Origin of the sequence: Jiangella anatolica (assembly GCF_003236295.1) — a bacterium.
Lineage (GTDB): Bacteria > Actinomycetota > Actinomycetes > Jiangellales > Jiangellaceae > Jiangella > Jiangella anatolica.
Map to the genome: position 1 here is coordinate 78247 of NZ_POTW01000013.1, position 22500 is coordinate 100746.

A 22500-nucleotide genomic window follows, 5' to 3' on the forward strand; every position below is an offset into this window, starting at 1 on the left:
TTGATGATCATGGCTGTCCACAGGCCCTGGGAGTCCGGCTAACCGGGGTGAAACGGACGCGCGGACGGTGCGAAGTTGTGGTGACACCACCCGCACGCGCCTGCTCGGCTTCAGCGGTGCGGGCTTCAACGACAAGGCGCGCGCTGCAGCCGATGCGGCACCCGACATCGCGCTCGTCGACCTGCCCACGCTGTACGGGCGCGCGCAGCCGGCCTAGCTCAGGTAGAACTCCAGGACGTCCGGGTCGACCGGCACGGGCGCCAGCCGGTACTCCGGAGGCTCGACGCCCATGAGGTGGCGGACGAGGTAGTCCCAGCGCTTGCGGGAGACGTAGTCCTGGTAGCCCGCGAAGGAGTGCTCGGCGTTGGGGACGATGAGCAGGTCGAAGTCCTTGTTCGCGGCGATCAGCCGGTCCACGAGGCGCATGGTGAGGTGCGGCGTGACGTTGTCGTCCATCTCGCCGTGGATCAGCAGCAGCTTCCCGACGAGGTTCTCGGCCAGCTCGGTGTTGGACAGCCGGGCGCCGGCGTCGGGGTCGTACGGGCCGTGGTAGGTCTCGGCCCACAGGGTGTGGTACGTCCGGTTGTCGTGGTTGCCGGCCTCGGCGACGCCGACCTTGTAGGTGTCGGGGAATGCGAGCAGCGCCCGCCCGGTGGCGAACCCGCCGCCGGACAGCCCGAAGATGCCGACGCGATCCAGGTCGAGCCACGGCCGGGTCTCGGCGAGCTGGTGCAGTGCGGCGACGTGGTCCTCGAGCGACCCGGCGGCGCCCATGTCGCCCCAGGTGTGGTCGTGGAACTTCTTGTCCCGGCCGGGTGTGCCGCGCCCGTCGATGGCCAGGACGGCGAACCCGAGCGCGGCGACGGCCTCGGCGTCGTGGCCGTAGCGGCCGCAGTCGAAGCCGGCTTCGACCCGCTTGACCTGCGGGCCGGGGTAGGGGTGGTCGACGACGGCGTAGCGCTGCGCGGGGTCGAACCCGTACGGCTTGTAGAGGACCCCGTAGATCGGGGTGACGCCGTCGGCGGCGATCGCCCGCACCCGTTCCGGCGCCGTCCAGCCGGCCTCGAGCAGCCGGGAGATGTCCGCGCGCTCGAGCTCCAGCACGACGGCTCCGGTGCGGTCCCGGAGCGTGGTGACAGGGGGAGTGTCGACGGTGGAGGCGGAGTCGACGAACCAGCGGCCGTCCGGAGCGGCGCTGAGCACGTGGTCCAGACCGTCGTCGACCAGCCGGGTCAGCGCGCCGCCGTCGAGGCCGACGGAGACGAGCGTGCGGCGGTAGGGGTCGTCGTCGTCCAGGCCGGACACCGAGAGGAACGCCGTCCGGGACTCCTCGTCGACGTGCAGGATCTCCTGAACCACGAAGTCGCCCTTGGTGACCTGGGCCTCGGGCTGCCCGGTGGTGAGGTCGTACAGGTAGAGGTGACCCCAGCCGTCGCGCTGCGAGAACCAGAGCGCCTCGCGGCCACCGGCCAGCACGTGCACCATCGGCTTCTGCAGCGCACCCGGCGCGGCCTCGACGCGGGTCCGGCCGGTCTCCTCGATCAGCGTCCGGGTCGCGCCCGTGGCGGCGTCGATCGACGCCAGCCGCAACGTCTTCTGATCGCGCGACCGGTCGAGGTGGTACACCGTCGCTCCGTCGGAGGACCACCACGCGGCGCCGGAGCGCAGCGGTGAGGTGAAGCCGAGCGGGAACGGGTCGCCGTCCGCCGGCACCACCGTCCGGGTCTCGACGTCGAAGACCACCCACTCGCCCCGCGGCAGCGTCTCGCCCGGGATCGCGTAGCGGTAGGTGTGCAGCCGCGGCCGGCCGCCGTCGGCCGGTGCGGCCTCGATCATCGGCATGACGGCGACGCCGCGGTGGTCGGTGCGGTGCGCGAGGATCCGGCGCGAGTCCGGCGACCACGCCAGCACCGGCACCGGCTCGAACACGCCGACGCGGCGCAGGTACCACCGGCTGCCGCCCACGTCGGGGTTGATCGCGTACGCGCGGTCGGCGGTGCCGTCGGTCGTGAGCGGGAACTCCTCGCCGCTCGCGGCCGAGCGCACCCACAGGTCGTGCCCGCGACGGAACGCCACCCACCGCCCGTCCGGCGAGACTCGCGTCAGGGGCGTCCGCCGCGGCCTGCTGTCGTCGCGGGCGCAGGTGTAGTCGTCGAGGCGGCAGCTCCAGCGGGCCTCGAACGCCTCGAACGCCACCGCGTCCTCGGAGACCTCGATCGCGTCGAAGGGCAGCGCGTACGGCTCGACCGTCTCACCGCTCGCCGATGCCAGCGCGGCGGCGAGCCGCTCGTGGTCGAACGCCGGCGCCCGCGCCCCCGCGCCCGGGTCGACCAGCACGAACTCCGTCCCGCGCTCGGTGTCGACGCGGTACCAGAATCGCCCGCTGTCGCCGATCCAGCGCGGCCGGACCGACGCCCGCAGTGCCAGCCGGGAGCGGTGGTGGCCCAGCATCCGCTCGGCACGTTCGTACGCGGACGCGGGCAGACGGTCGCTGGTCATGGGCGGTGCCTCCTGTGCCGGGACGACGATGGGGTCGGCATTACTGTACGGCGTAAGTTATCGGCTCGGCTCGTCGGATCGGACGAAACGCGGGCCGGTGATTGCTGCTCGGGCGATAGGTCGAGCGGCTTAAGGTAGGCACTAAAGTACGGTGTACGTTATGGTCGTGTCTCGTTCGCTGGAACGAACCGGGACCGGGCCGGCGCCCACTCCCGGACAAGTCACTCGGCGGTGGGGTGGTGGTGTCCCGATGACGAGAGGACGGCCGCGGGCCAGCCTGGGCAGGGTCCTCGACGACCTCGGGTCGACCCTGCTCACGCTCGGTCACGGGCAGCCGCGCCGCGGCGTCGAGATCGGCGGCGTCGTCATCCACGATCCCGTCGACCAGCCGGACCTGCCGCGGCACGCCGTCGTGCTGGGCGTCGGCCTGCGCGACGCCGAGGAGATCGCGGCGGTGCTGCCGGACCTGGGCAAGCAGGAGGTCGCGGCGCTGATCGTTCGCGCTCCCGTTCCCGGCGACGCCGCGGTCGCGGCCGCTGCCGAGGAGTCCGGCGTGGTGATCCTCGGGCTCGCGCCGGGTGCGTCCTGGACCCAGCTCGTCGCGATCCTGCGATCGCTGCTGGCCGAGGGCGACGTGGGCGTCGTCGACGCGGAGAGCCTGGGCGGCGTCCCGTCCGGCGATCTGTTCACGCTGGCCAACGCGATCAGCGCGCTGGTCGACGCGCCGATCACCATCGAGGACCGCAGCTCCAGGGTGCTCGCGTTCTCCGGCCGCCAGGACGAGGCCGACCAGTCCCGGATCGAGACGATCCTGGGCCGGCAGGTCCCGGAGAAGTACACGCGCATGCTGGCCGAGCGCGGCGTGTTCCGGCGGATCTACCGCGACGACGACCCCGTCTGGATCGAGCCGCTGCCGCTGGGCCCGGACGAACAGCCGCGCGTGGCGGTGGCCGTGCGCGCGGGCGACGAGGTGCTCGGCTCCATCTGGGCCGCTGTGCGCGAGCCGCTGGATCCGGACCGCACACGCGCCCTGCGCGACGCCGCCAAGCTGGTGGCGCTGCACATGCTGCGCATCCGCGCCGGCGCCGACGTCGAACGTCGGCTGCGCACCGATCTGCTGAGCACCGCGCTCGAGGGCGGCGCGGGCGCCAGGGACGCGCTGAGCCGGCTGGGCCTGGCCCGCCAGCCGGTCGTGGTGCTCGCGCTGACGGTGCTCGACGAGCCCGGCGCCGTGCAGCCGCTCCACGTCGACGCGGCGCTGGCCACCGAGCGGCAGCAGCTGGGAGACGGCTTCGCGATGCACCTCAGCGCCGTGCACCCGCGGTCGGCGGCCGCGCTGATCGGCGACGTCACCTACGGACTGCTGCCGCTGAGCGGCGACACCGCCGACGGCGAGGAGCGCGCCGCCCGCATCGCCGCGGAGTTCCTGGGCCGGGTGGGCCACCGTGGCCGCGCCGCGATCGCCGTCGGGCCGGTCGCCCGCGACGTCGCCGAGCTCGCCTATGCGCGCAGCGCCGCCGACCGGGTGGTGCGCGTGCTGCGGTCGGAGCAGGGCGCCGGTCCGCGGGTGGCCAGGCTGGCCGACGTCACCGTCGAGGCGCTCATGCTCGAGCTGCGTGACCTCGTGGCCGCCCGCGGTGACGGGCTCACCGGTGCGGTGGCCCGGCTGTGGGAGTACGACCAGGAGCACAACGGCCGCATGGTCGAGACGCTGCGGGTCTGGCTCGACGCGTTCGGCGACGTCATCGCCGCGTCCGCCGCGCTGCACGTGCACCCCAACACGCTGCGCTACCGCGTGCGCCGGCTCAGCGCGCTCAGCGGCCTGGACCTCGACGACCCCGACGCGCGGTTCGCGGCCATGCTCCAGCTGCGCGTCTTCGACCGGCCGCGCGCGTGAGAGGCACCTGTTCGAGCCGCCGATCGCGGCGGGCGATGTTCGGCGCCGACGACGAACCACCGTGTGCCCCGCACTGAGAGGCTGACGTGATGGCGATCACCGCACTCGACCACGATCACTGGCGCCGCCGCCTGGCCGACCTGGCGGCACGCCACCGGGTTCCGGGCGCCGCGCTGGGCATCGCCTTCGGCGCCGAGACGCTGGAGGTGGCCGCAGGCGTCGCGAACGTCGAGACCGGCGTCGAGGCGACGACCGACACGCTGTTCCAGATCGGCTCCGTGAGCAAGGTGTACACGGCGAGCCTCGCGATGGCGCTGGTCGACGCCGGCAAGCTCGACCTCGACGAGCCGGTCGTCGGCTATCTGCCGGAGCTGGTCCTGGCCGATCCCGGGACGACCGCGCGCGTCACGATGCGGCACCTGCTGACCCACACGAGCGGGATCGACGGCGACTTCTTCCATGACACCGGCCGCGGCGACGACTGCGTCGAGAAGTACGTCGCGGCGCTCGCGACCCTGCCGATCAACCATCCGCTGGGCGCCACCTGGTCCTACTGCAACGCCGGGTTCACGCTGGCCGGCCGGGTGATCGAGCGGCTGACGGGGCAGGTGTGGGACGCGGCACTGCGCGACGTCCTGATCACCCCACTCGGGCTCGATCACACCGTGACGCTGCCGGAGGAGGCGCTGCTGCACCGCGCGGCCGTCGGGCACGTGCACGAGGGCGACGAGGAGCCGTGCCGGGCGTCGGTGTGGGTGCTGCCGCGCTCGGCCGGGCCGGCCGGTCTCATCGCCTCGACCGTCGCTGACGTGCTCGCCTTCGCCCGGCTGCATCTGTCCGATGGGGTGGCCGCCGACGGCACCCGCGTGCTGTCCGCCGAGTCCGTCGCCGAGATGCAGGCCGAGCAGGTCCGGCTGCCCCACTCGTACACGAAGGCCGACACGTGGGGGCTCGGCTGGTGCCGCCTGGACTGGGGCGGACACCGGCTGGTGGGCCACGACGGCGGCACGATCGGCCAGTTCTCGTTCCTGCGCGTGCTGCCCGAGCTGGACCTGGCGGTCGTCCTGCTGACCAACGGCGGCCGCGCGCTCGACCTCTACCAGGACCTGTTCCGGGAGCTGTTCCGTGACGTGGCCGGTGTCGAGATGGCCGCGCCCGTCGCGCCGCCGGCCGAGCCCGTCGCCGTCGACATCGCCGCTCACACGGGCCGCTACGAACGCACCGGCATCCGGTTCGAGGTGTGGCAGGACGAGACCGGCCCGCGGCTGCGGATGATCAGCACCGACACCACGCCCGGCCTGGACCGGCCGCCGAAGGACTATGCCCTCGTGCCGGTGGACGAGAACGTGTTCGTCGTCCGGGACCCGGGCGCGCAGACCTGGAGCCCGGTCGTGTTCTACGAGCTCCCCGACGGCGCGCCGTACCTGCACTTCGGCCGGGCCACGCCCAAGGTCGCCACGTAGCGCCGGGCCGCGGCGGCGGCCGTCATGGTTTGCGGGCGAGGACCGCACCGTTCGCGCCGGGAGCCTCGAACGACAGGGTCCGGACGTCCACGAACCCGGTGGCGCGCAGCCATTGCCCGTACTCCGCCGCGGTGTAGTTGCGCCCCAGCGCTTCCACCAGCATGTTCAGGCCCATCAGGGCGGCGGCGGGCGGCCCGGTCTTCTCGTCGTCGACCAGCAACTCGCTGATCACGATCCGCCCGCCGGGAGGCAAGGCGGCGAAGCACTTGCGCAAGATGGCCAGGTCCTGCTCCGGCGCCCAGTCGTGCATGATCATGGACAGCAGCACGACGTCATGGCCTGTCGGAAGCTCGGGATCGGCGAGGAAGTCACCCGGGGTGACCGCGATGCGGTCCGCGTAGCCTGCCGCCCCGATCTTCTTCGCGGCGATCTCGCAGACCGCCGGCAGCTCGAACACCGTGGCACGCAGGTTCGGGTAGCGCCGGCACAGCTCGATGTCGAAGGCACCCGAACCGCCGCCGACGTCGAGCAGGGCGGTGGAGGCGGACAGGTCGACGTGTGCGCCGAGCTCGCGCGCGGTGAAGGTCGACAGCGAGTGCATCGCCTCCCAGAACAGCGCCAGCAGCTGGGGGTCCTCGCTGTCGAACAGGTGCGCCTGCTCGTCGGGGTTCCAGCTCGTCGGCCGGTTGGTCCGCACCGCCTCGGTCAGGCGGCCCCACGCCGGGTAGAGCCTGCGGTCGAGCATCCGCACCCAGCCGCCGAAGTGGTAGGGCTTGCCGGGCACGAGGAACTCCTCGGCCAGCGCGCTGTTGACGTAGCGCCCGTCGCGGCGCTCGAGCAACCCGATGGACGCGCACGCGGTGACCAGCAGCTCGACGGGTCGCTGCTCGACGCCCAGCAGCTCGGCGAGCTCGTCGACGGTGGCGCCGCCGGTATCGGACAGGCGGGCGAAGAGCTCCAGCTCGTCCGCGGTCGCGAGCGCCTTGAACGACCAGAAGCCGATCGAGAGTTGCATCAATGGCAGGGGTGAGACCGTGGGGAGGTCGTGGGCGACCTGATCACGGGTGTGGTGCATGAAGCCCTCCCGTCCTGACGGGCGTGACGGCCAGCGTCTCCTCGGCCCGGAGCGTGGTGGCGCGGCGGATGCGCAGGCGGCCGCAGGTGCAACCGTCGTACACGACGGTGCCCTCACTGGTCCGGTGCCGGGACTTCGTCGTCCAGCGGTGGACATGGGTCGTGGTCATCTCCGCAGTCTTGGCCGACGGGCCCGCCGGCGACAGGTCGCCCGCCGGACATCTTGCGGACACCTCCGTCATGAGGAGCCGCGGCCTCTACACTCCGTGCGGGGGAGGCAGGAATGGCCGGACCTGGACCACCGAACTTCGCAGAGCTGCTGCGCGCCTGGCGTGAGCGCGCGCTGCTGACCCAGGAGGAGCTCGGGCGCCGGGCCGGCCTCGACTCACGGACCCTGCGCCGCTGGGAGTCCGGCGAGTCGGTCCGTCCGTACGGCCGGTCCCTCCGGCTGGTCGCGGACGTCCTCGCGTTGGACGACGACGAGTTCGCCCTGCTGGCGGCGGCCGCGCGCGGAGCCGGCGCTCCAGCTGTGGCGCTCGCCACGACGCCGGCGGTCCCCGATCGGCCGCACCAGTTGCCGCCGGCCCCGTCGCACTTCGTCGGCCGGGCAGCGGAGCTGTCTGCCGTGCGGGTGCACGTGGCGGCGGGCCGGTCCGTCATCGTCGTCGAGGGCATGGCGGGTGTGGGCAAGACGGCGTTCGCGGTCCAGGCGGGCCGGCGGCTCGCGCCGGACTTCCCCGACGGCCAGCTCTACCTCGACCTGCACGGCTTCAGCGAGCGCACCCGCCCGCTCGAGCCAAGGGACGGGCTGGCCCGGATGATGCGGGCGCTCGGCGTGCCCAGCGACCGGATCCCGATCGACGTGGAGGAGTGCGCCGCCCAGTTCCGCAGCCTGGTCGCCGACCGGCGGCTGCTGTTCGTCTACGACAACGTTGCCGACGCCGGCCAGGTCGCGCCGCTCCTGCCCGCGGCGCCGAGCTGTCAGGTCCTCACCACCAGCCGCTACCGGCTCGCCGGCCTCGACCGCGGCGCGACCATCCGGCTCGGCACCCTGCCGCCGCCGACCGCCGTCGAGCTGTTCGCCCGGGCCGCGGAGTTCAGCGCGCCACCCGGAGCCGGCTCGCAACTGACCGAGGTGGCCGAGCTGTGCGGCCGACTGCCGCTCGCGCTGCGGATCGCCGCCGCCCGGCTGCGGTCCCGGCCGTCCTGGCGGCTGACCGACCTGGTGGCGCGGCTGCGTGAGCAGCGCGCCGCGATCCTCGACCGGCCCGACGACCAGACCCTCGGCGTGTCCGCCGCGCTGGACCTGTCCTACGCCGCGCTGGACGAGCCGATCCGGCGCGCGTACCGGCTGCTCGGCCTGGTCCCCGGCCCTGACGTCGACAGCGCCGCGGCCGCGGCGCTGTTCGCCACCGGCGTCGCCGATGCCGGCGCCGCGCTGGAGAGCCTGCAGGACCTGCACCTGCTCGACGAGGCGCAGGCCGGGCGGTACAGCTTCCACGACCTCACCCGCGGCCATGCCGCTCGGCTCGCGCAGGCCGCCGAGGCCGACGGGGACCGGTTGGATGCCGTGGTCCGGCTGGTCGACCATTACCGCGCCTGGGCGAGCGCGGCGATGGACGTCGCGCATCCCTACACCCGCAGCCGGCGACCGGATCCCCCGTACGCGGCCGACCCGGCGTGGACCGCCGAACAGGCGAATGCCTGGCTCGACACCGAGCTGCCGAACATCCTGGCCTGCGCCCGGGCCGCCCACGAGCTCGAACTGCCCCGATCCGTCGTCGACCTGGCCGGCACCGTGCACCGGTGGCTGATCACGCGCGCCCGGCTCGGCGAGGCCGACGTCCTGCACCGGATGGCACTGCGGTCCGCCGGCGACCTGGGCGACCGCGCCGCTGCGGCGCGAGCGCACGGAGACATCGGCAGGGTGCGGCGCCGCCAACACGACTATCCGGCCGCGGCCCGCCACCTCGAACAGGCGCTTTCCCTCGCCACGGCGGAAGGGCTGACCCTGGTGGAGGTGGAAGCCCACCTCGAGCTCGCCGCGACGGTGAAGTACGGCGGCAGCTCGGTGGATCCCGATCATCATTTCACCCGCGCGCTGCAGCTGGCACAGGACGCCGGAGACGAGCTCGGAGAGCTCGAGTCGCACACGGAGATCGCGCGGGCGCGGTTGAACGAGGGCGACTACCGGTCGGCCGCGAGGCACTTCGACCTGGCCCTGGCCCTGGCCCGGCAGTTGAGCTACCGAGCGCGAGAGGTCAACGCGCTGATCGGCTGTGGCCGGGCCGACGCCGAGCTTGGCCATACGAGCGCTGCCGTGGTCTGGTTCCGCCGAGCCGTGGCACTGGCTCGAACGGAGGGCATCCCCGTCGGCGAGCTCGCCGCCCTGACCAACCTGGGCCACGCCGTCCGCCGTGGCGGCGATCCGTCGGCCGCCTTGCACTCATACCGCGAGGTGCTCGCGATCGCACGTCGGATCGGGGACCTCAACTGGCAGTACGAGGCTCTCCAGAGCATGGGCCGCGCGTATCTCGCCCTCGGCGACGGCCGATCTGCTCTCGAGCACCACCTGCGGGCTCGTGTCATCCCCGAGCGGGAGCGGCTGTGCGCCGATCTCGCCCGGGCCGAGGACGGGCTCGGGGACGCCCACGCCCTCCTGGGCGACCGGGCGCAGGCCAGGCGGCACTGGCAGACCGCCCTGGACCTGCTCGCCGAGATCGGCGTCGATCACACCGACGACCCGGAGACCCACCGCGAGCTGATCACCACGAAGCTCACGAGCGAGCCGGCCGGCTCCTGATCGACGTCCGGCTCCCGACGGTGACCGATGTCACTCGCCACGGGTCCGTTTCGTCCAGGGAAGTGAACTCCCGCGGAGTCGTCCGTGGGCGGGACATCCCGAGGAGGACAGTTGTGATGCGACAGCATGCTGGGCGAGTCGTCGCGGCTCTGCGGCGGACCGGTCGCCGAGCCGCGCCGATCCTGACGGTATCGGTCATGGTCGTGGCGGCCGGCGGTGCCGTGGGCCAGGCACAAGCCCACCCGCACTCCGTGGCTCAGCCTGCGCCGAAGTCGGCGGCGCCGCTGCAGTGGACGCAGACGCCGACCGGGCGCCAGACGGCGGGCCTCGCAGACGTTGACTCCGGTGCGGGGGAGACGTGGGCACTCGGTGCGGAGGTGGCGAACGACTTCGGGGATGGCCGCCCGATCGCGCTGCGATGGCAGGGCGGCACGTGGAGGGTGACGCGCATCCCGGTGATCGTCAACTCCACGTTGACCAGCCTGGCGGTCGCCGGCGCCAACGACGTGTGGGCCGTCGGTTACGACGCCAGCGATCCGTCGGTGTCGAAGCCGCTGGTGGTGCATTGGAACGGGGTGAAGTGGGCGGTCGTGCCCGGGCCGCCGGTTCCGGCGGGCTCGTTCAGCGACGTGCAGGTCGCCGCCGACGGCAGCGTCTGGGTGGCGGGGTGGGCCAGCATCCACGGACGGGAACATGCCGCCGTCTTCCGCCACACCGGCCGAGGCTGGGAGAGGCTGTCGGCGGGACTCGAGGGCGGGATCAACGGCAACGCCCTGGCCGTGCTGTCCGCGAGCGACGCGTGGCTGGGGATGAACGGCGGCCTCGCCCATTTCGACGGGACCCGATGGAGCCTGGTGAGCGACCTGCCGGCGGCCGGCGTCCCGACCGCGCTGGAGGCCGTGGGGCCGAAGGACATCTGGCTGGCCGGCATCGACCAGGGCAGCGGTACGCCCTTCGGCAGCTCGCTGCTCATGCACTACGACGGAACCTCTTGGAAGCGGATCGCGGCACCGCCCGGGTCGACCCAGCTGTATGACCTGGTCCTTCGCGGCGGCCGTCCGATCGCCGTCGGCGAGTGGTTCGAGGAGGAGAGCTTCGAGTCCGGGCAGCTCGTCCTCGAGTACGACGGGTCGGAGTTCGTCCAGGTGAACAGCCCGACAGATGTCGCTGGCACCTTGACCGGGGCCGCCGTCGACGGGAACCGGCTCTGGGCGGTCGGTCACGTGTTCGCGACTCCGGCCGAGCCGGCCGCGTTCGCGGCGTACGCCGAGTAGATCCCACCGCGCGCCCGGCCGAAGGATGGTCAGCCGGGCGCGCGGAGCGGCGAGCGTCAGCCGAGCTGCTGGAACAGCGACACGATGATCCCCTCGGGACCGCGGACGTAGGCCATGCGGACGCTGCCCTCGTACTCGCCGACACCGCCCACGAGCCCGTACCCGTCCGCGGCCACGGCGTCGATGGCCGCGTCGAGGTCGCCGACCTCGAAGGACACGTTGCGCAGACCCAGTTCGTTGGCCATCGGCGCGGGAGATCCGGGCACGTGGTCGGGCGTGACGAAGCTGGAGAGCTCCAGCCGGGTCCCGTCGGCGGGCAGCCGCAGCATCGCGATCTCGCAGTGCGCGCCGGGGATGGCGCAGACGGTCTCGATGAACTCGCCCGCCACCGATCCGGTGCCCTCGACCTCGAACCCCAGCCCGACGAAGAACGCCGTCGCCGGCTCCAGGTCCGCGACGGTGACGCCGATGTGGTCGAAGCGTCGTAGGTGTGTCATGTGATCCATCCTCTGCTGGTCGTCCGGCACTTCGATGCTGGGACGGAGCCGGGACCCGGATCTCGACATGCTCCGGCCGCGAGCTCCGCGGCAGACTTGCGCCGACGCGGGCCGCGGGCGCATCCTCGGACACCGTGCGCGAGATCCCCTACCGAACCGCCGGCGGCAGGGCGCTGCTGCTCCACGTCTCCGCCCCGCCCGAGCCGAGTGACTCACCGGCGCCGGCGGCGGTCTTCTACCACGGCGGTGGGTGGGAACGAGGAACCTGGCGGCAGTTCCAGCCGCAGGCGGCCCGGCTCAACGCACTGGGCATGGTCACCGTCCTCGTGGAGTACCGCACGGAGGGCCCGGTGACGGCGACCGAGGACGCGGTGGCCGCCATGAACGCCGTCTTCGAGCGTGCGGGGGACCTCGGATGCGACGTGGGGCGCGTGGTGGCGATCGGCGGGTCGGCCGGTGGGCAGCTGGCGCTCGCGACAGCCGTGCTCGACCTCCCGGACATCGACGACCGTCATCGGCCGGCGGCGCTCGTGCTCCTCAATCCGGTCACCGACACGACCGGCGACTTCCCGGCCGGATTCGGCCGGCGGCATTTCGACAATGACGACGACGCCCGCCGCTATTCACCGATGCATCACCTCGATGGTGGCGCCCCGCCGCTGCTGATCATGCACGGAACCGCCGATACCGCCGTTCATCACGAGAATTCGGTGGCGTTCGTGGACAGGCTGCTGAGTGCGGGTGGCCGGGCCGAGCTCGTGCTCTATGCCGGCCAGCGGCACGGGTTCTTCAATCCGGCTGAGGCCGGCCACGGAATCGGCGATGACACCGATTCGCACTTCGAGATCACCACGGCGGAAATGATCGGCTTCATCCGTCGCACGGTGATCGAAGGGCGCTGACCGAGCCGGCTCGGCGTCGGCGGCCCCCGCCGGGCCGCGGCGTGACGGTGACGGCGCCAGCCCTCGAGCCCGGAGCCACCATCACGTTTCGTTCCGGGCTCTTGACGTCTCGTGTCATCCATCCGTAACGTGAGCGCGCACCGGATCCAATACGTATTAAGGACTCAGATGGCAGCGCAACGACGGCGACCCACCCAAGTGGACATAGCCCGTCGCGTCGGCGTGTCGCAGGCGACGGTGTCACTGGTGATCAGTGGTGGCGCGGCGAGCGAACAGGTCGCCGAGGGCACGCGCCGGGCCGTGCTGCGGGCCGCCGCCGAGCTCGGCTACACGGTCAACGCGGCCGCCCGCAGGCTCAAGGGCGGGCGCAATCGCATGCTCGGCCTCTATACCTTCGAGCCCGTATTTCCGGTCGGGCAGAGGGACTTCTACTTCCCGTTCCTGCTCGGCGTCGAAGAAGCGACCGCCGAGTACGGGTACGACCTCCTGTTGTTCAGCTCGGCCAGCTCCGGCGGAGATCGCCGGATCTATGCGAGTGGAGTGAACCGGCTGAAAGTAGCCGACGGCTGCGTGCTTCTCGGACGTCATCTGCATCGCGATGATCTCGCCGCACTGGTGCAGGAGGACTTCCCGTTCGTGTTCATCGGCCGGCGCGAGGTCGCCGGCGCCGAGCTCTCGTATGTCGCGGCGGACTATGTGGGCGCCACGAGTGGCATGGTCCGGGAGCTCGCGCGACTCGGGCACCGCCGCCTGGCGTACCTGAAGCTCAGCGACGGGCAGGAGCCGACCCAGGACCGCGAGTCCGGCTTCCTCCAGGGTCTCGGCGAGGCCGGCATCCCGGCCGGCGAGTGTCCGGTGCACCTGGTCGGCGAGGCGGACTCGATCACCGGCGACCTGCTGCGCGGCTGGCTGGCCGACGGCGTCACGGCGCTGCTCGTGGAGCCGAGCGAGGACGACTCGACCATCGTGGCGGTGGAGCGTGCCGCCGAGGCAGTGGGCGTCCGCATCCCCGAGGACTGCTCGGTGGTTCTCCTCGGTGACCCGGCGCTCGGGGAGAACGCCCGCGACTGGACCCGGTTCGCGCTGCACCGGGAGCAGATGGGCCGGGAGGCCGTGCGGCTGCTGCTGGACCTGCTGGACGACGAGGACGACGGGCCCCGGCAGCTGAGTGTGCCCTGCACACCGATCGCCGGCGACTCGGTCGCCCAGCCGCCGGCGGTGACGGGGGGAGCGGCGCGGTGACCTACTTCATCGCGAGGCGGCTGGCGATCGGCCTGCTGACCATCTGGGGCGTCGTGACCGCCGTGTTCATCGTCGTCCGGCTCGCGCCGGGTGACCAGGCCACGGTGGCGCTGGGCCCGGACGCGAGCGCGGAGGAGATCGAGACCTTGCGGGCCGCGCTCGGCCTCGACCGGCCGCTCGTGCTGCAGTATCTCTCGTACCTCGGCGACGTGGTGCGGTTCGACTTCGGCGAGTCCTACCGCTTCGGGCGGCCGGCCATGGACCAGGTGCTCGAGCGCTTCCCGGCGACCGTCGAGCTCACCCTGGCCGCCACGGTCATCGCGATCATCGCCGGCCTGATCCTCGGCGTCCTCGCCGGCAAGAAGCCCGGAAGCGTCCTGGACCGGGCGGTCTCCACGTTCACCCTCGGCCTGCAGGCGCTGCCACCGTTCTGGGTCGGCATCATGTTCATCCTGATCTTCGCGCTGCAGCTGCAGGTGCTGCCCAGTGCCGGCGGCGGCAGCCTCTCCAATCTCGTGCTGCCGGCGGTCACGCTGTCCATCCCGTTCACCGCGCTGGTGGCCCGCATGACCCGCAGCGGCGTGGTCGAGACGATGTCCGAGGCCTTCGTCCAGACCGCCCGGTCCAAGGGCCTCACCGAGACGCAGGTGCTCACCGGCCACGTCGTGAAGAACTCGCTCATCCCCGTGGTCACCGTCGTCGGTCTCCAGGTCGGGACGCTGCTCGGCGGCGCCGTCATCATCGAGACGGTGTTCGCGTGGCCCGGGCTCGGGTCGCTGCTGGTCAGCGCGGTCGGGAACCGTGACTACGCGGTCGTCCAGGCGGCCACCGTCCTGATCGCGCTGTGCGTGATCGTCCTCAACCTGGCGGCCGACATCGTCAACGCCAAGCTCGACCCGCGGATCCGTCTGGAGGCACGCCGATGACCCAGTCGGACATCCTGCTCACCGAGGCTCCCGGCCCGGTCGCACCTCCCGTCCGGCGCCGGCGCCGCCGGCCCCTCGCCGCGATCCCGTACGTGATCATCGGCATCTACCTGCTCGCGGCGGCGATCGGCCCGTTCCTGATCGACTACGACCCGGTGGCCACCGAGGTCACCGAGCGCCTGCTGCCCCCGGGCTCGGCGACGGAGTCCGGCACCGCGTGGCTGGGCACCGACGCCGTGGGGCGAGACGTCCTGGCGCAGGTCGTGTACGGCGCGCGAACGTCGTTCATCATCGGCATCGCCGTCGTCACGGTGTGCTGCCTGATCGGCGTCGCGCTCGGCGCGATCGCGGGGTACTCGGGAGGGCTGCCCGACGCGGCCATCTCGCGGACCATCGACATCCTGATGGCCTTCCCCGGCATCCTGCTGGCGATCGTCATCGCCGGTCTGCTCGAGCGCGGCATGCACGTCGTGATCATCGCGTTGTCGGTCGGCGGCTGGGTCGGCTTCGCGCGGCTGTCGCGCAGCATCACGATGTCCACCCGGGAACGCGACTGGGTGGACGCCGCCCGGATCATGGGCGTCTCCAGGTCCGGCACCCTCACGCGGCACATCGTGCCGTTCCTGGCCGGGTCGGTCGTCGCCCTGGCCACCATCGAACTCGCATCGGCCGTGCTGTCCGAGGCGGCGCTCAGCTTCCTCGGTCTCGGTCTTCCCCCGCACATCGTGTCGTGGGGGCAGGCCATCGCGGGCGGCCGGGAGCACCTGGGCACAGCCTGGTGGATCACGGTCTTCCCCGGCATCGCGCTCACCATCCTGGTCATCTGCATCGGCCTGGTCGGCGACAGGCTCACCCGGCGGTTCACGCGCAAGCGGGACTAGGGCGCTGACCCGCTCACTTCCAACGACGAAAGGACTCCCGCACATGACTATCCGCACACGGCGATCGCTGGCAGCGGCCGCAGGCACCGTCGCGCTGCTCATCGTGGCCGCCGCCTGCTCATCCGACGACCCGGCGTCCGAGACCGGCGACTCCGAGGCGGCCGGCGGCGATCTGACCGTCGCCGGGCCGATTCCGATCGAGAACCTCGATCCCCACGGGACGGCAGCCCTGGACGCCGGCACCCAGCTCGCGGCCCGGGCGATCTTCAGCCAGCTCGTGGTCAGTAGCGGTCCCGGCGAGTTCGAGGGGGAGCTCGCGGAGTCGTGGGAGCCCAGCGCCGACACCAGCGAGTGGACGTTCAGCCTGCGTGCGGGCGTCGAGTTCTCCGACGGCACCCCGGTCACGGCCGCCGACGTGGTGGCCTCGTTCAACCGCGTCCTGGCCGGTGAAGGTCCGCTGGCCGGCAACTTCGGCGGGTACACCGCGGCCGCGCCGGACGACTCGACCGTGGTCTTCACGTCGCCGGCGCCGGACGCGGCGTTCCTCGGCAAGATCTCGTCGTTCTTCGTCACGCCGCAGGCCGCCGCGGACGAAGGCTTCTTCCAGGACCCGATCGGGTCCGGCCCGTTCGTCGTGGAGTCCTTCGAACCCGGAGCGACGCTCCAGCTCGCGCCGAACCCCGGCTACTGGGACGGCGAGCCGGCCCTCGACTCCCTGGAGATCCAGGCGATCCCGGAGGTGGCGGCGCGCATGACGGCGCTGCAGACCGGCGAGATCGACATCACCTGGTCCATCCCCGACGACCAGATCGCGCAGCTGAGGTCGGACTCCAACCTCACGGTCGAGAACGTCGCGAGCCCGGCCGTCTTCACGATGTGGATGAACAGCTCGATTCCGGCCCTGCAGGATGCGGCCGTCCGGCGGGCCCTGTGGCAGGCCGTCGACTTCGAGTCGATCATCGCCTCGCTGTACCCGGAGACCGGAACGCCGGCGGACGCCCCGATCAGTCCCGCCGTGCTCGGCTACGCGCCGCAGGAGCCGGTGGAGTACGACCCGGACGCGGCCAAGGCGGCGCTGGACGCGGCCGGGTTCGACTACGAGAACACCGTGATCCGGTGGCAGTTCTCGCAGCCGACCTTCCGCAACTTCGTCGACGCGGTGGTCTCCGACCTGGCCGAGATCGGCGTGACCGTCGAGCCGCTGGAGAAGGAGCAGGCGGTCTTCCTCGAGGACCTGCTGGCGCTGAACTGGGACATGAACCTCCAGCAGCTCGGGACACAGGGCTTCGACCCGGCGACCAACCTGGGCCGTCTCTACACGTGCGAGGCGAACCGCATGGGCTACTGCAACGAGGAGCTCGACGCGATCCTCGCCGAGGCCGGCTCGACGAGCGACACGGCGCAGCGCGAGGAGCTGTACGCACAGGCGAGCCAGATCATCTGGGACGACGCGGTCGGCATGTACCCGATGTTCGTCGAGCAGCCGTACGCCTGGCAGAACAGTGTCGAGGGCTTCGAGCCCGTTCCCGACGGGGTGCCCTACTTCGACGAGGTCACGGTCTCGGGTGACTGATCAGTACTCGTCCACCGCCGCGGCACCCGCGGCAGGCGACGCGACCCGCACACCCGGAGCACCGCTGCTCCGGGTGGAGGACCTCGTGGTCGTGCTGCCGTCGGGTGCCACGACCGGGACCGTGATCGACAAGGTGTCCTTCGCCGTGGACGCCGGCCGCACGACGGGCCTCATCGGGGAGTCCGGGAGCGGCAAGACGATGAGCGCGATGTCGATCGTCGGACTGCTGCCGCCCGGGGCCGAGACCGCGGGCCGCGTCAGCTGGCGATCGGAGGAGCTCCTCACCGCGGCCGCTCGCCGGATCCGCCAGGTCCGGGGCCGGGAGATCGGCGTGATCTTCCAGGATCCGCTGGCCGCTCTGAACCCGATCCAGACGATCGGCCGGCAGGTCGGCGAGATCCTGCGGCGCGGCGGCAAGTCGCGTCAGCAGGTCCGCGCCCGGGTCCTGGAGCTGCTGGAACGGGTCGGAATCCCGGACCCGCACCAGCGGATCGACGTGTACCCGCACGAGATGTCCGGCGGCATGCGGCAGCGGGTCATGATCGCGATGGCGCTGGCCGGCGAGCCACAGCTGATCATCGCCGACGAGCCGACCACCGCCCTCGACGTCACGACCCAGGCACGCATCCTCCAGCTGCTCGCCGACCTGCGCGAGCAGGAGGACCTGGCGATGCTGCTGGTGAGCCACGACCTGCGCGTGATGGCACACGTCGCCGACGACGTGGTGGTCATGTACGCCGGCCGGGTCGCCGAGCGCGGCCCGGCGCGGGAGGTGCTGGAGCACCCGCGGCACCCGTACACCCGGGCACTGGCGAACAACGTGCCGGCGGTCAGCACGAAGTCGGCGATCGCCGAGCCACTGCAGGGCGCCCCGGCCAACCCGTTCGACCGGCCGACCGGCTGCGCATTCCATCCGCGCTGCCCGATGGCACAGGACCGGTGTCGCACCGAGGTGCCGGTCCTGCGCGAGGTCGAGCGGGGCCGGTTCAGCGCCTGCCACTTCGCCACGGAGGTGGCGTCATGACATGGCGCCGAGAAGGTGGAGCCGTGAGTCCGCACGTTCTGGAGATCCGTGACCTCAGGGTGGCGTTCCCCGGACCCCGCCGGTCGCTGCGCGCGGCTCGGACGATCGTCCAGGCCGTCGCCGGCGTCGACCTGGACATCCGGGCCCGGGAGACCCTGGCCCTGGTCGGCGAGTCCGGGTCGGGGAAGTCGACCGTCGCGCGTTGTGTCCTCGGGCTCGTCCGCCCGCAGGAGGGCACGATCACGTACGAGGGCCGGGCGCTCGGGCCGATCGACAAGCGGCCCGCGGAGTTGCAGCGCGCCATCCAGATGGTGTTCCAGGATCCGGGATCGTCGCTGAACCCGCGGATGACCGTGAGCGCGATCATCCGCGAGGCGTGGAACGTCCATCCCGCGGTCGCGCCGAAGGGCGATCGACGGCAGGCGCTGGCCGAGGTGCTCGCCGACGTCGGTCTCGACGCGGGCGTCGCCGGCCGTCGTCCGTCGGCGCTCTCCGGCGGGCAGCGCCAGCGGGTGAGCATCGCCCGGGCTCTGGCGCTGCGGCCGCGGCTGCTGGTGTGCGACGAGGCGGTGTCGGCGCTGGACGTCTCGGTGCAGTCGCAGATCCTGCGGCTGCTCGTCGATCTCCAGCGCACACACGACCTGGCGATTCTCTTCATCACCCACGACCTCGCGGTGGTGCGGCAGATCGCCGATCGGGTCGCGGTGATGAAGCGCGGCGAACTGGTCGAGTGCACGACGGCGGAACAGCTGTTCACCGCGCCCGCCCACCCCTACACCCGAGGGCTGTTGAGCGCGGCACACGACCTCGAAGGCACCCGAGCCGAATTCGAGCACACACAGGAGCAGGTCAGTTGACGACAGACGCGAACCTCCGCACCGACATCCTGATCGTCGGCGGAGGCGTGGGCGGGGTCGCCGCGGCACTCGCGGCCTTGCGCCGCGGCCGCTCGGTGATCGTGACGGAGGAGTACGACTGGCTCGGCGGACAGCTCACCAGCCAGGCCGTCCCACCGGACGAGCACCCGTGGATCGAGCAGTTCGGCTGCACCCGCTCCTACCGCGCGTTCCGTGACGGCGTTCGCGACCACTACCGGACCTGGTACCCGCTCACGGCGGCCGCGCGCCGACAGGCCGACCTGAACCCGGGCCTGGGCCGGGTGAGCCGCCTGTGCCACGAGCCGCGGGCCGCCCTCGCCGTGATCGAGGGCATGCTCGCCCCGTACCGCTCCGCCGGCGCCCTGCGGATCCTCACCGGCCGGCGCCCGGTCGCCGCGCTCACCGACGGCGACCGCGTCACCGCCGTCACCGTCGCCGGTCGCGACGGGACCGAGCAGACCATCGAGGCCGCGTACGTCCTGGACGCGACCGAGCTCGGCGACCTGCTGCCGCTGGCCGGGGTCGAGCACGCCCTCGGCTTCGAGGCGCGGTCCGAGACCGGCGAGCCGAGCGCCCCGAGCGAGGCGCAGCCGCTCAACCAGCAGGCGTTCTCGTGGGTGTTCGCGGTCGAGCACCGCGAGGGGGAGGACCACACGATCGACCGGCCGGACCAGTACGGGTACTGGCGGGACTACCAGCCGGACTTCTGGCCCGACCGGCTGCTCAGCCTCACCGCGCCGGACCCGCGGACGCTGGAGCCGCTCACCCGGACCTTCGTGCCGCATGCGCCGGCCGGACCGGTGGTGGCCGACCAGAGCAAGGACCCTGGCGACCGCGACCTGTGGCTGTTCCGGCGGATCTTCGCCCGGGAGCAGTACGAGCCCGGCTTCGCCGCGAGCGACATCACCGTCGTCAACTGGCCGATGATCGACTACCTGCCCGGCCCGCTGGCCGGGGTCTCCGACGACGAGCGGACCAAGCACCTCGAGGGCGCCCGGCAGCTCTCGCTGAGCATGCTCCACTGGCTGCAGACCGAGGCGCCCCGCCCCGACGGGGGCGCCGGCTGGCCGGGGCTGCGGCTGCGCCCCGACGTCATGGGGACGGCCGACGGCCTGGCGATGGCGCCGTACATCCGTGAGTCGCGCCGGATCAAGGCGCAGACGACCGTCGTCGAGCAGGACCTGTCGATGACCGTGCGCGGCGACGCCGGCGCGGTGCCGTACGCCGACTCGGTCGGCGTCGGGATGTACCGCATCGACCTGCACCCGTCGACCGGCGGCGACAACTACATCGACGTACCGAGCAGCCCGTTCCAGATCCCGCTCGGCGCGTTGCTGCCGGTCCGGGTGCGCAACCTGCTCGCCGCCGGGAAGAACCTCGGCACGACGCACATCACCAACGGCTGCTACCGCCTGCACCCGGTCGAGTGGAACGTCGGCGAGGCGGCGGGCGCCCTGGCCGCGCACTGCCTGGTCAACTCTCTGACCCCCGACCAGGTGCGGGGCGACACCCGGCGGCTCGCGACGTTCCAGAGCGAGCTCGTCGCCGACGGGTTCGAGCTCGCCTGGCCCGAGGTGAAGGGCTACTGATGGCCGCGCGCGGGGTCGCGATCGTGGGTGCGGGAGCGTTCGGTCTCACGCACGCGACCGCGATCGACGCTCATCCCGAGCTGGAACTGCGTGCTGTCGTGGGATCGACGACCGAATCCGCCGCTCGCCTCGCGGACCGGTTCGGTGTCCTCCACGGCGGCCTCGACGACGTTCTCGCGGACCCGTCGATCGACGGCGTCATCATCGCCACGCCACATGCCACGCATCTCGACCTCGCCCGGAGAACGCTGGAGGCCGGCAAGCACGTGCTCGTCGAGAAGCCTCTCGCCGTCACGACGGAGGAGTGCGACGCGCTGCTCGCCGCGGAGAAGACCAGCGCCGGACGAGGGATGGTGGGACACCTGATGCGCTGGGCGCCCGCGCACCGACTCGCCCGCCACCTGCTGGACCAGGGAGTGGTGGGCGACGTGGTCGCCGCGGAGAGCCGGCGCGTCATCCCCTGGAACTGGGCGCACCGACGTCCCTGGCACCGCTCGGCGGCCCAGGGCGGCGGGATGTGGATGGTGCAGGGGGTCCACGTGCTCGACCAGCTGTGCTGGCTCCTGGACGCATGGCCCGACAGGATCGTCGGCCGGTCCGAGACGCGCTTCCATCCCGAACAGGACGCCGACGATTACGGCACCGCGCTCGCGCGGTTCGGGACCGTTCCCGTCTCGGTGACGATCGCGGGCATCCGGCAGGGCGCGACGGAGATCTACACCCAGATCACCGGGACGGAGGCGACGATGCGGGTCTCCCACCGCGGCGACCTCTTCGTCGACTCCGGTGGTGGCTGGGAACAACACGCGAGCCAGACAGCTGACCAGTGGGAACGCACCCTACGAGGAGAGCTCGACGCCTTCGCCGGCGTGATCCTGGGACGTTCGACCGGACCCGACTTCGCCTACGGGCGCCACATCGTGGCGGCGGTCGAAGGGGTGCGGCGATCACAACGATCCGGTCGTTGGGAAGCCATCGGATGAACGAGGCCCGCTTCCTGATCATCGGCGCCGCTCATTGGCACGCGCCGTGGCACCTTCGAGCGCTGGAGGCCGCAGGGGCGCGGGTCGTCGCGATCGTCGATCGCGCGCCCGCCGCCCGCAGCGCGCTCGGAGCCGGTCGTGCGGTGCGCGAGTACGGGGACGTCGACGAAGCGCTCACCCGGCATCCTGAGGCGATCCCGATCGTGCTCACGCCGCCTCGCGAAACGCCGGCCGTGCTCGAACGCATCGTCGAAGGCGGCACGCCGTTCGTCCTCGAGAAGCCGGGCACCGTCGATGCCGGCGCGCTGGCGGCGATCGTCGAGGCCGTGGCCGCGCGACGGATCGCCACAGCCGTCCCGTTCGTGAACCGGTACGCCGACTTCTGGGCGGAGCTCCGCGCGCTCGGCTCGATCAAGGACGACTGGACGCATGCCCACTTCCGCATCCTTGCCGGACCGCCCGGCAGATACGTCCGCGACGGGGTGCCGTGGGTGCTGAGCCGTCGGGACTACGGAGGTGGAGCACTCAGGAACCTGGGTATCCACGCAGCCGACGCGGTGTCCCAGCTGACGGGCTCGGCCGAGGTCAGCGTTCGATCGGCGCGGACCTCCAACCGCCTCCATGGCCTGGAGGTCGAGGACTTCGCGATCGCCGTCCTGGAGACGACGGACGCGCGAACCATCACGATCGAGGCCGGCTACGCCATGCCGGCGGAGAACGCGGCCGACAAGGAGTGGCGTGTCCACGGGCCCGGATGGGCGGTCAGCGAGAGCAACGGCACGGTGACGATCCGCGACGATCAGGGTCCGAGGAGCTACGCGGGCGCCCCCTCCAGCGAGCAGTATCTCGCCTTCGGCCGAACACTCGCGGACTTCGCCGTCACGGGGCGATCAGTCGCAGGAGACGTGCACGACCTCCTCCTGGCCCAACGCATCGTCGATCAGATCTACGCCGCGTCGCCGAGGTCGATGGTTCCGTCGTCAAGGGAGATGTGA

The 22500-nt window shown here is 72.0% G+C and carries 18 protein-coding genes; 14 read left to right on the forward strand and 4 right to left on the reverse strand.

What is annotated here, in order from left to right:
• Positions 1 to 213: 213 nt before the first annotated feature.
• A complete protein-coding gene (locus tag C1I92_RS07710; RefSeq protein ID WP_111254083.1) occupies positions 214 to 2499 on the reverse strand; it encodes a S9 family peptidase in 2286 nt (761 codons plus the stop codon).
• A 250-nt stretch (positions 2500 to 2749) separates the two neighbouring features.
• Between C1I92_RS07710 and C1I92_RS07715 the strand changes: the two genes are divergently transcribed.
• Both C1I92_RS07715 and C1I92_RS07720 read left to right on the forward strand, forming a co-directional pair.
• Positions 2750 to 4396, forward strand: a complete 1647-nt coding sequence (locus C1I92_RS07715; protein WP_111254084.1) for a PucR family transcriptional regulator — start codon at positions 2750 to 2752, stop codon at positions 4394 to 4396.
• An 89-nt stretch (positions 4397 to 4485) separates the two neighbouring features.
• Positions 4486 to 5859 carry a serine hydrolase domain-containing protein gene (locus C1I92_RS07720; RefSeq protein WP_111254106.1) on the forward strand — a complete coding sequence of 458 codons (1374 nt, stop codon included), beginning with the start codon at positions 4486 to 4488 and terminating at the stop codon, positions 5857 to 5859.
• Between the two features lie 22 nt (positions 5860 to 5881).
• On the opposite strand, the gene C1I92_RS07725 is transcribed toward C1I92_RS07720, so the two are convergent.
• Together C1I92_RS07725 and C1I92_RS07730 are read right to left on the reverse strand one after the other, a co-directional pair.
• Positions 5882 to 6874 (reverse strand): methyltransferase, encoded by a 993-nt coding sequence (locus C1I92_RS07725; protein WP_111254085.1) that lies wholly within the window; start codon positions 6872 to 6874, stop codon positions 5882 to 5884.
• Positions 6875 to 6917: 43 nt separating this feature from the next.
• Positions 6918 to 7103, reverse strand: a complete 186-nt coding sequence (locus C1I92_RS07730; protein WP_146605057.1) for a hypothetical protein — start codon at positions 7101 to 7103, stop codon at positions 6918 to 6920.
• Positions 7104 to 7216: 113 nt separating this feature from the next.
• Between C1I92_RS07730 and C1I92_RS07735 the strand changes: the two genes are divergently transcribed.
• Both C1I92_RS07735 and C1I92_RS07740 read left to right on the forward strand, forming a co-directional pair.
• A complete protein-coding gene (locus C1I92_RS07735; RefSeq protein ID WP_111254087.1) occupies positions 7217 to 9736 on the forward strand; it encodes an ATP-binding protein in 2520 nt (839 codons plus the stop codon).
• 377 nt (positions 9737 to 10113) lie between these two features.
• Complete coding sequence (locus tag C1I92_RS07740) at positions 10114 to 11010, forward strand: hypothetical protein (protein ID WP_146605058.1); 897 nt, start codon at positions 10114 to 10116, stop codon at positions 11008 to 11010.
• A gap of 56 nt (positions 11011 to 11066) precedes the next feature.
• On the opposite strand, the gene C1I92_RS07745 is transcribed toward C1I92_RS07740, so the two are convergent.
• Positions 11067 to 11507: a VOC family protein gene (locus tag C1I92_RS07745; RefSeq protein ID WP_111254089.1), complete on the reverse strand. Its 441-nt coding sequence runs from the start codon at positions 11505 to 11507 to the stop codon at positions 11067 to 11069.
• 134 nt (positions 11508 to 11641) lie between these two features.
• On the opposite strand from C1I92_RS07745, the gene C1I92_RS07750 reads away from it, so the two are divergent.
• The 10 genes from C1I92_RS07750 (at position 11642) to C1I92_RS07800 (ending at position 22500) form a co-directional block, all read left to right on the forward strand.
• Complete coding sequence (locus C1I92_RS07750) at positions 11642 to 12409, forward strand: alpha/beta hydrolase (RefSeq protein WP_158564041.1); 768 nt, start codon at positions 11642 to 11644, stop codon at positions 12407 to 12409.
• A gap of 168 nt (positions 12410 to 12577) precedes the next feature.
• The gene (locus C1I92_RS07755) at positions 12578 to 13651 is read left to right on the forward strand and encodes a LacI family DNA-binding transcriptional regulator (protein ID WP_111254091.1); all 1074 of its coding nucleotides are present in this window, start codon (positions 12578 to 12580) and stop codon (positions 13649 to 13651) included.
• Positions 13648 to 14577 (forward strand): ABC transporter permease, encoded by a 930-nt coding sequence (locus tag C1I92_RS07760; protein WP_111254092.1) that lies wholly within the window; start codon positions 13648 to 13650, stop codon positions 14575 to 14577. Before C1I92_RS07755 ends, C1I92_RS07760 begins: the two co-directional genes overlap by 4 nt.
• Positions 14574 to 15458: an ABC transporter permease gene (locus C1I92_RS07765; RefSeq protein WP_111254093.1), complete on the forward strand. Its 885-nt coding sequence runs from the start codon at positions 14574 to 14576 to the stop codon at positions 15456 to 15458. The genes C1I92_RS07760 and C1I92_RS07765 overlap by 4 nt, the downstream gene beginning before the upstream one ends.
• Before the next feature lie 43 nt (positions 15459 to 15501).
• Positions 15502 to 17031, forward strand: coding sequence for an ABC transporter substrate-binding protein (locus C1I92_RS07770; protein ID WP_111254094.1), 1530 nt, complete (start codon positions 15502 to 15504; stop codon positions 17029 to 17031).
• Positions 17024 to 18055, forward strand: a complete 1032-nt coding sequence (locus tag C1I92_RS33325; RefSeq protein WP_158564042.1) for an ABC transporter ATP-binding protein — start codon at positions 17024 to 17026, stop codon at positions 18053 to 18055. The genes C1I92_RS07770 and C1I92_RS33325 overlap by 8 nt, the downstream gene beginning before the upstream one ends.
• 23 nt (positions 18056 to 18078) lie before the next feature.
• On the forward strand, positions 18079 to 18912 hold the full coding sequence (locus C1I92_RS07785; protein ID WP_199521038.1) for an ATP-binding cassette domain-containing protein: 834 nt from the start codon (positions 18079 to 18081) through the stop codon (positions 18910 to 18912).
• The gene (locus tag C1I92_RS07790; RefSeq protein ID WP_111254097.1) at positions 18909 to 20522 is read left to right on the forward strand and encodes an FAD-dependent oxidoreductase; all 1614 of its coding nucleotides are present in this window, start codon (positions 18909 to 18911) and stop codon (positions 20520 to 20522) included. Before C1I92_RS07785 ends, C1I92_RS07790 begins: the two co-directional genes overlap by 4 nt.
• Positions 20522 to 21505, forward strand: a complete 984-nt coding sequence (locus tag C1I92_RS07795) for a Gfo/Idh/MocA family protein (protein WP_111254098.1) — start codon at positions 20522 to 20524, stop codon at positions 21503 to 21505. Before C1I92_RS07790 ends, C1I92_RS07795 begins: the two co-directional genes overlap by 1 nt.
• Positions 21502 to 22500, forward strand: a complete 999-nt coding sequence (locus C1I92_RS07800; protein WP_111254099.1) for a Gfo/Idh/MocA family protein — start codon at positions 21502 to 21504, stop codon at positions 22498 to 22500. Before C1I92_RS07795 ends, C1I92_RS07800 begins: the two co-directional genes overlap by 4 nt.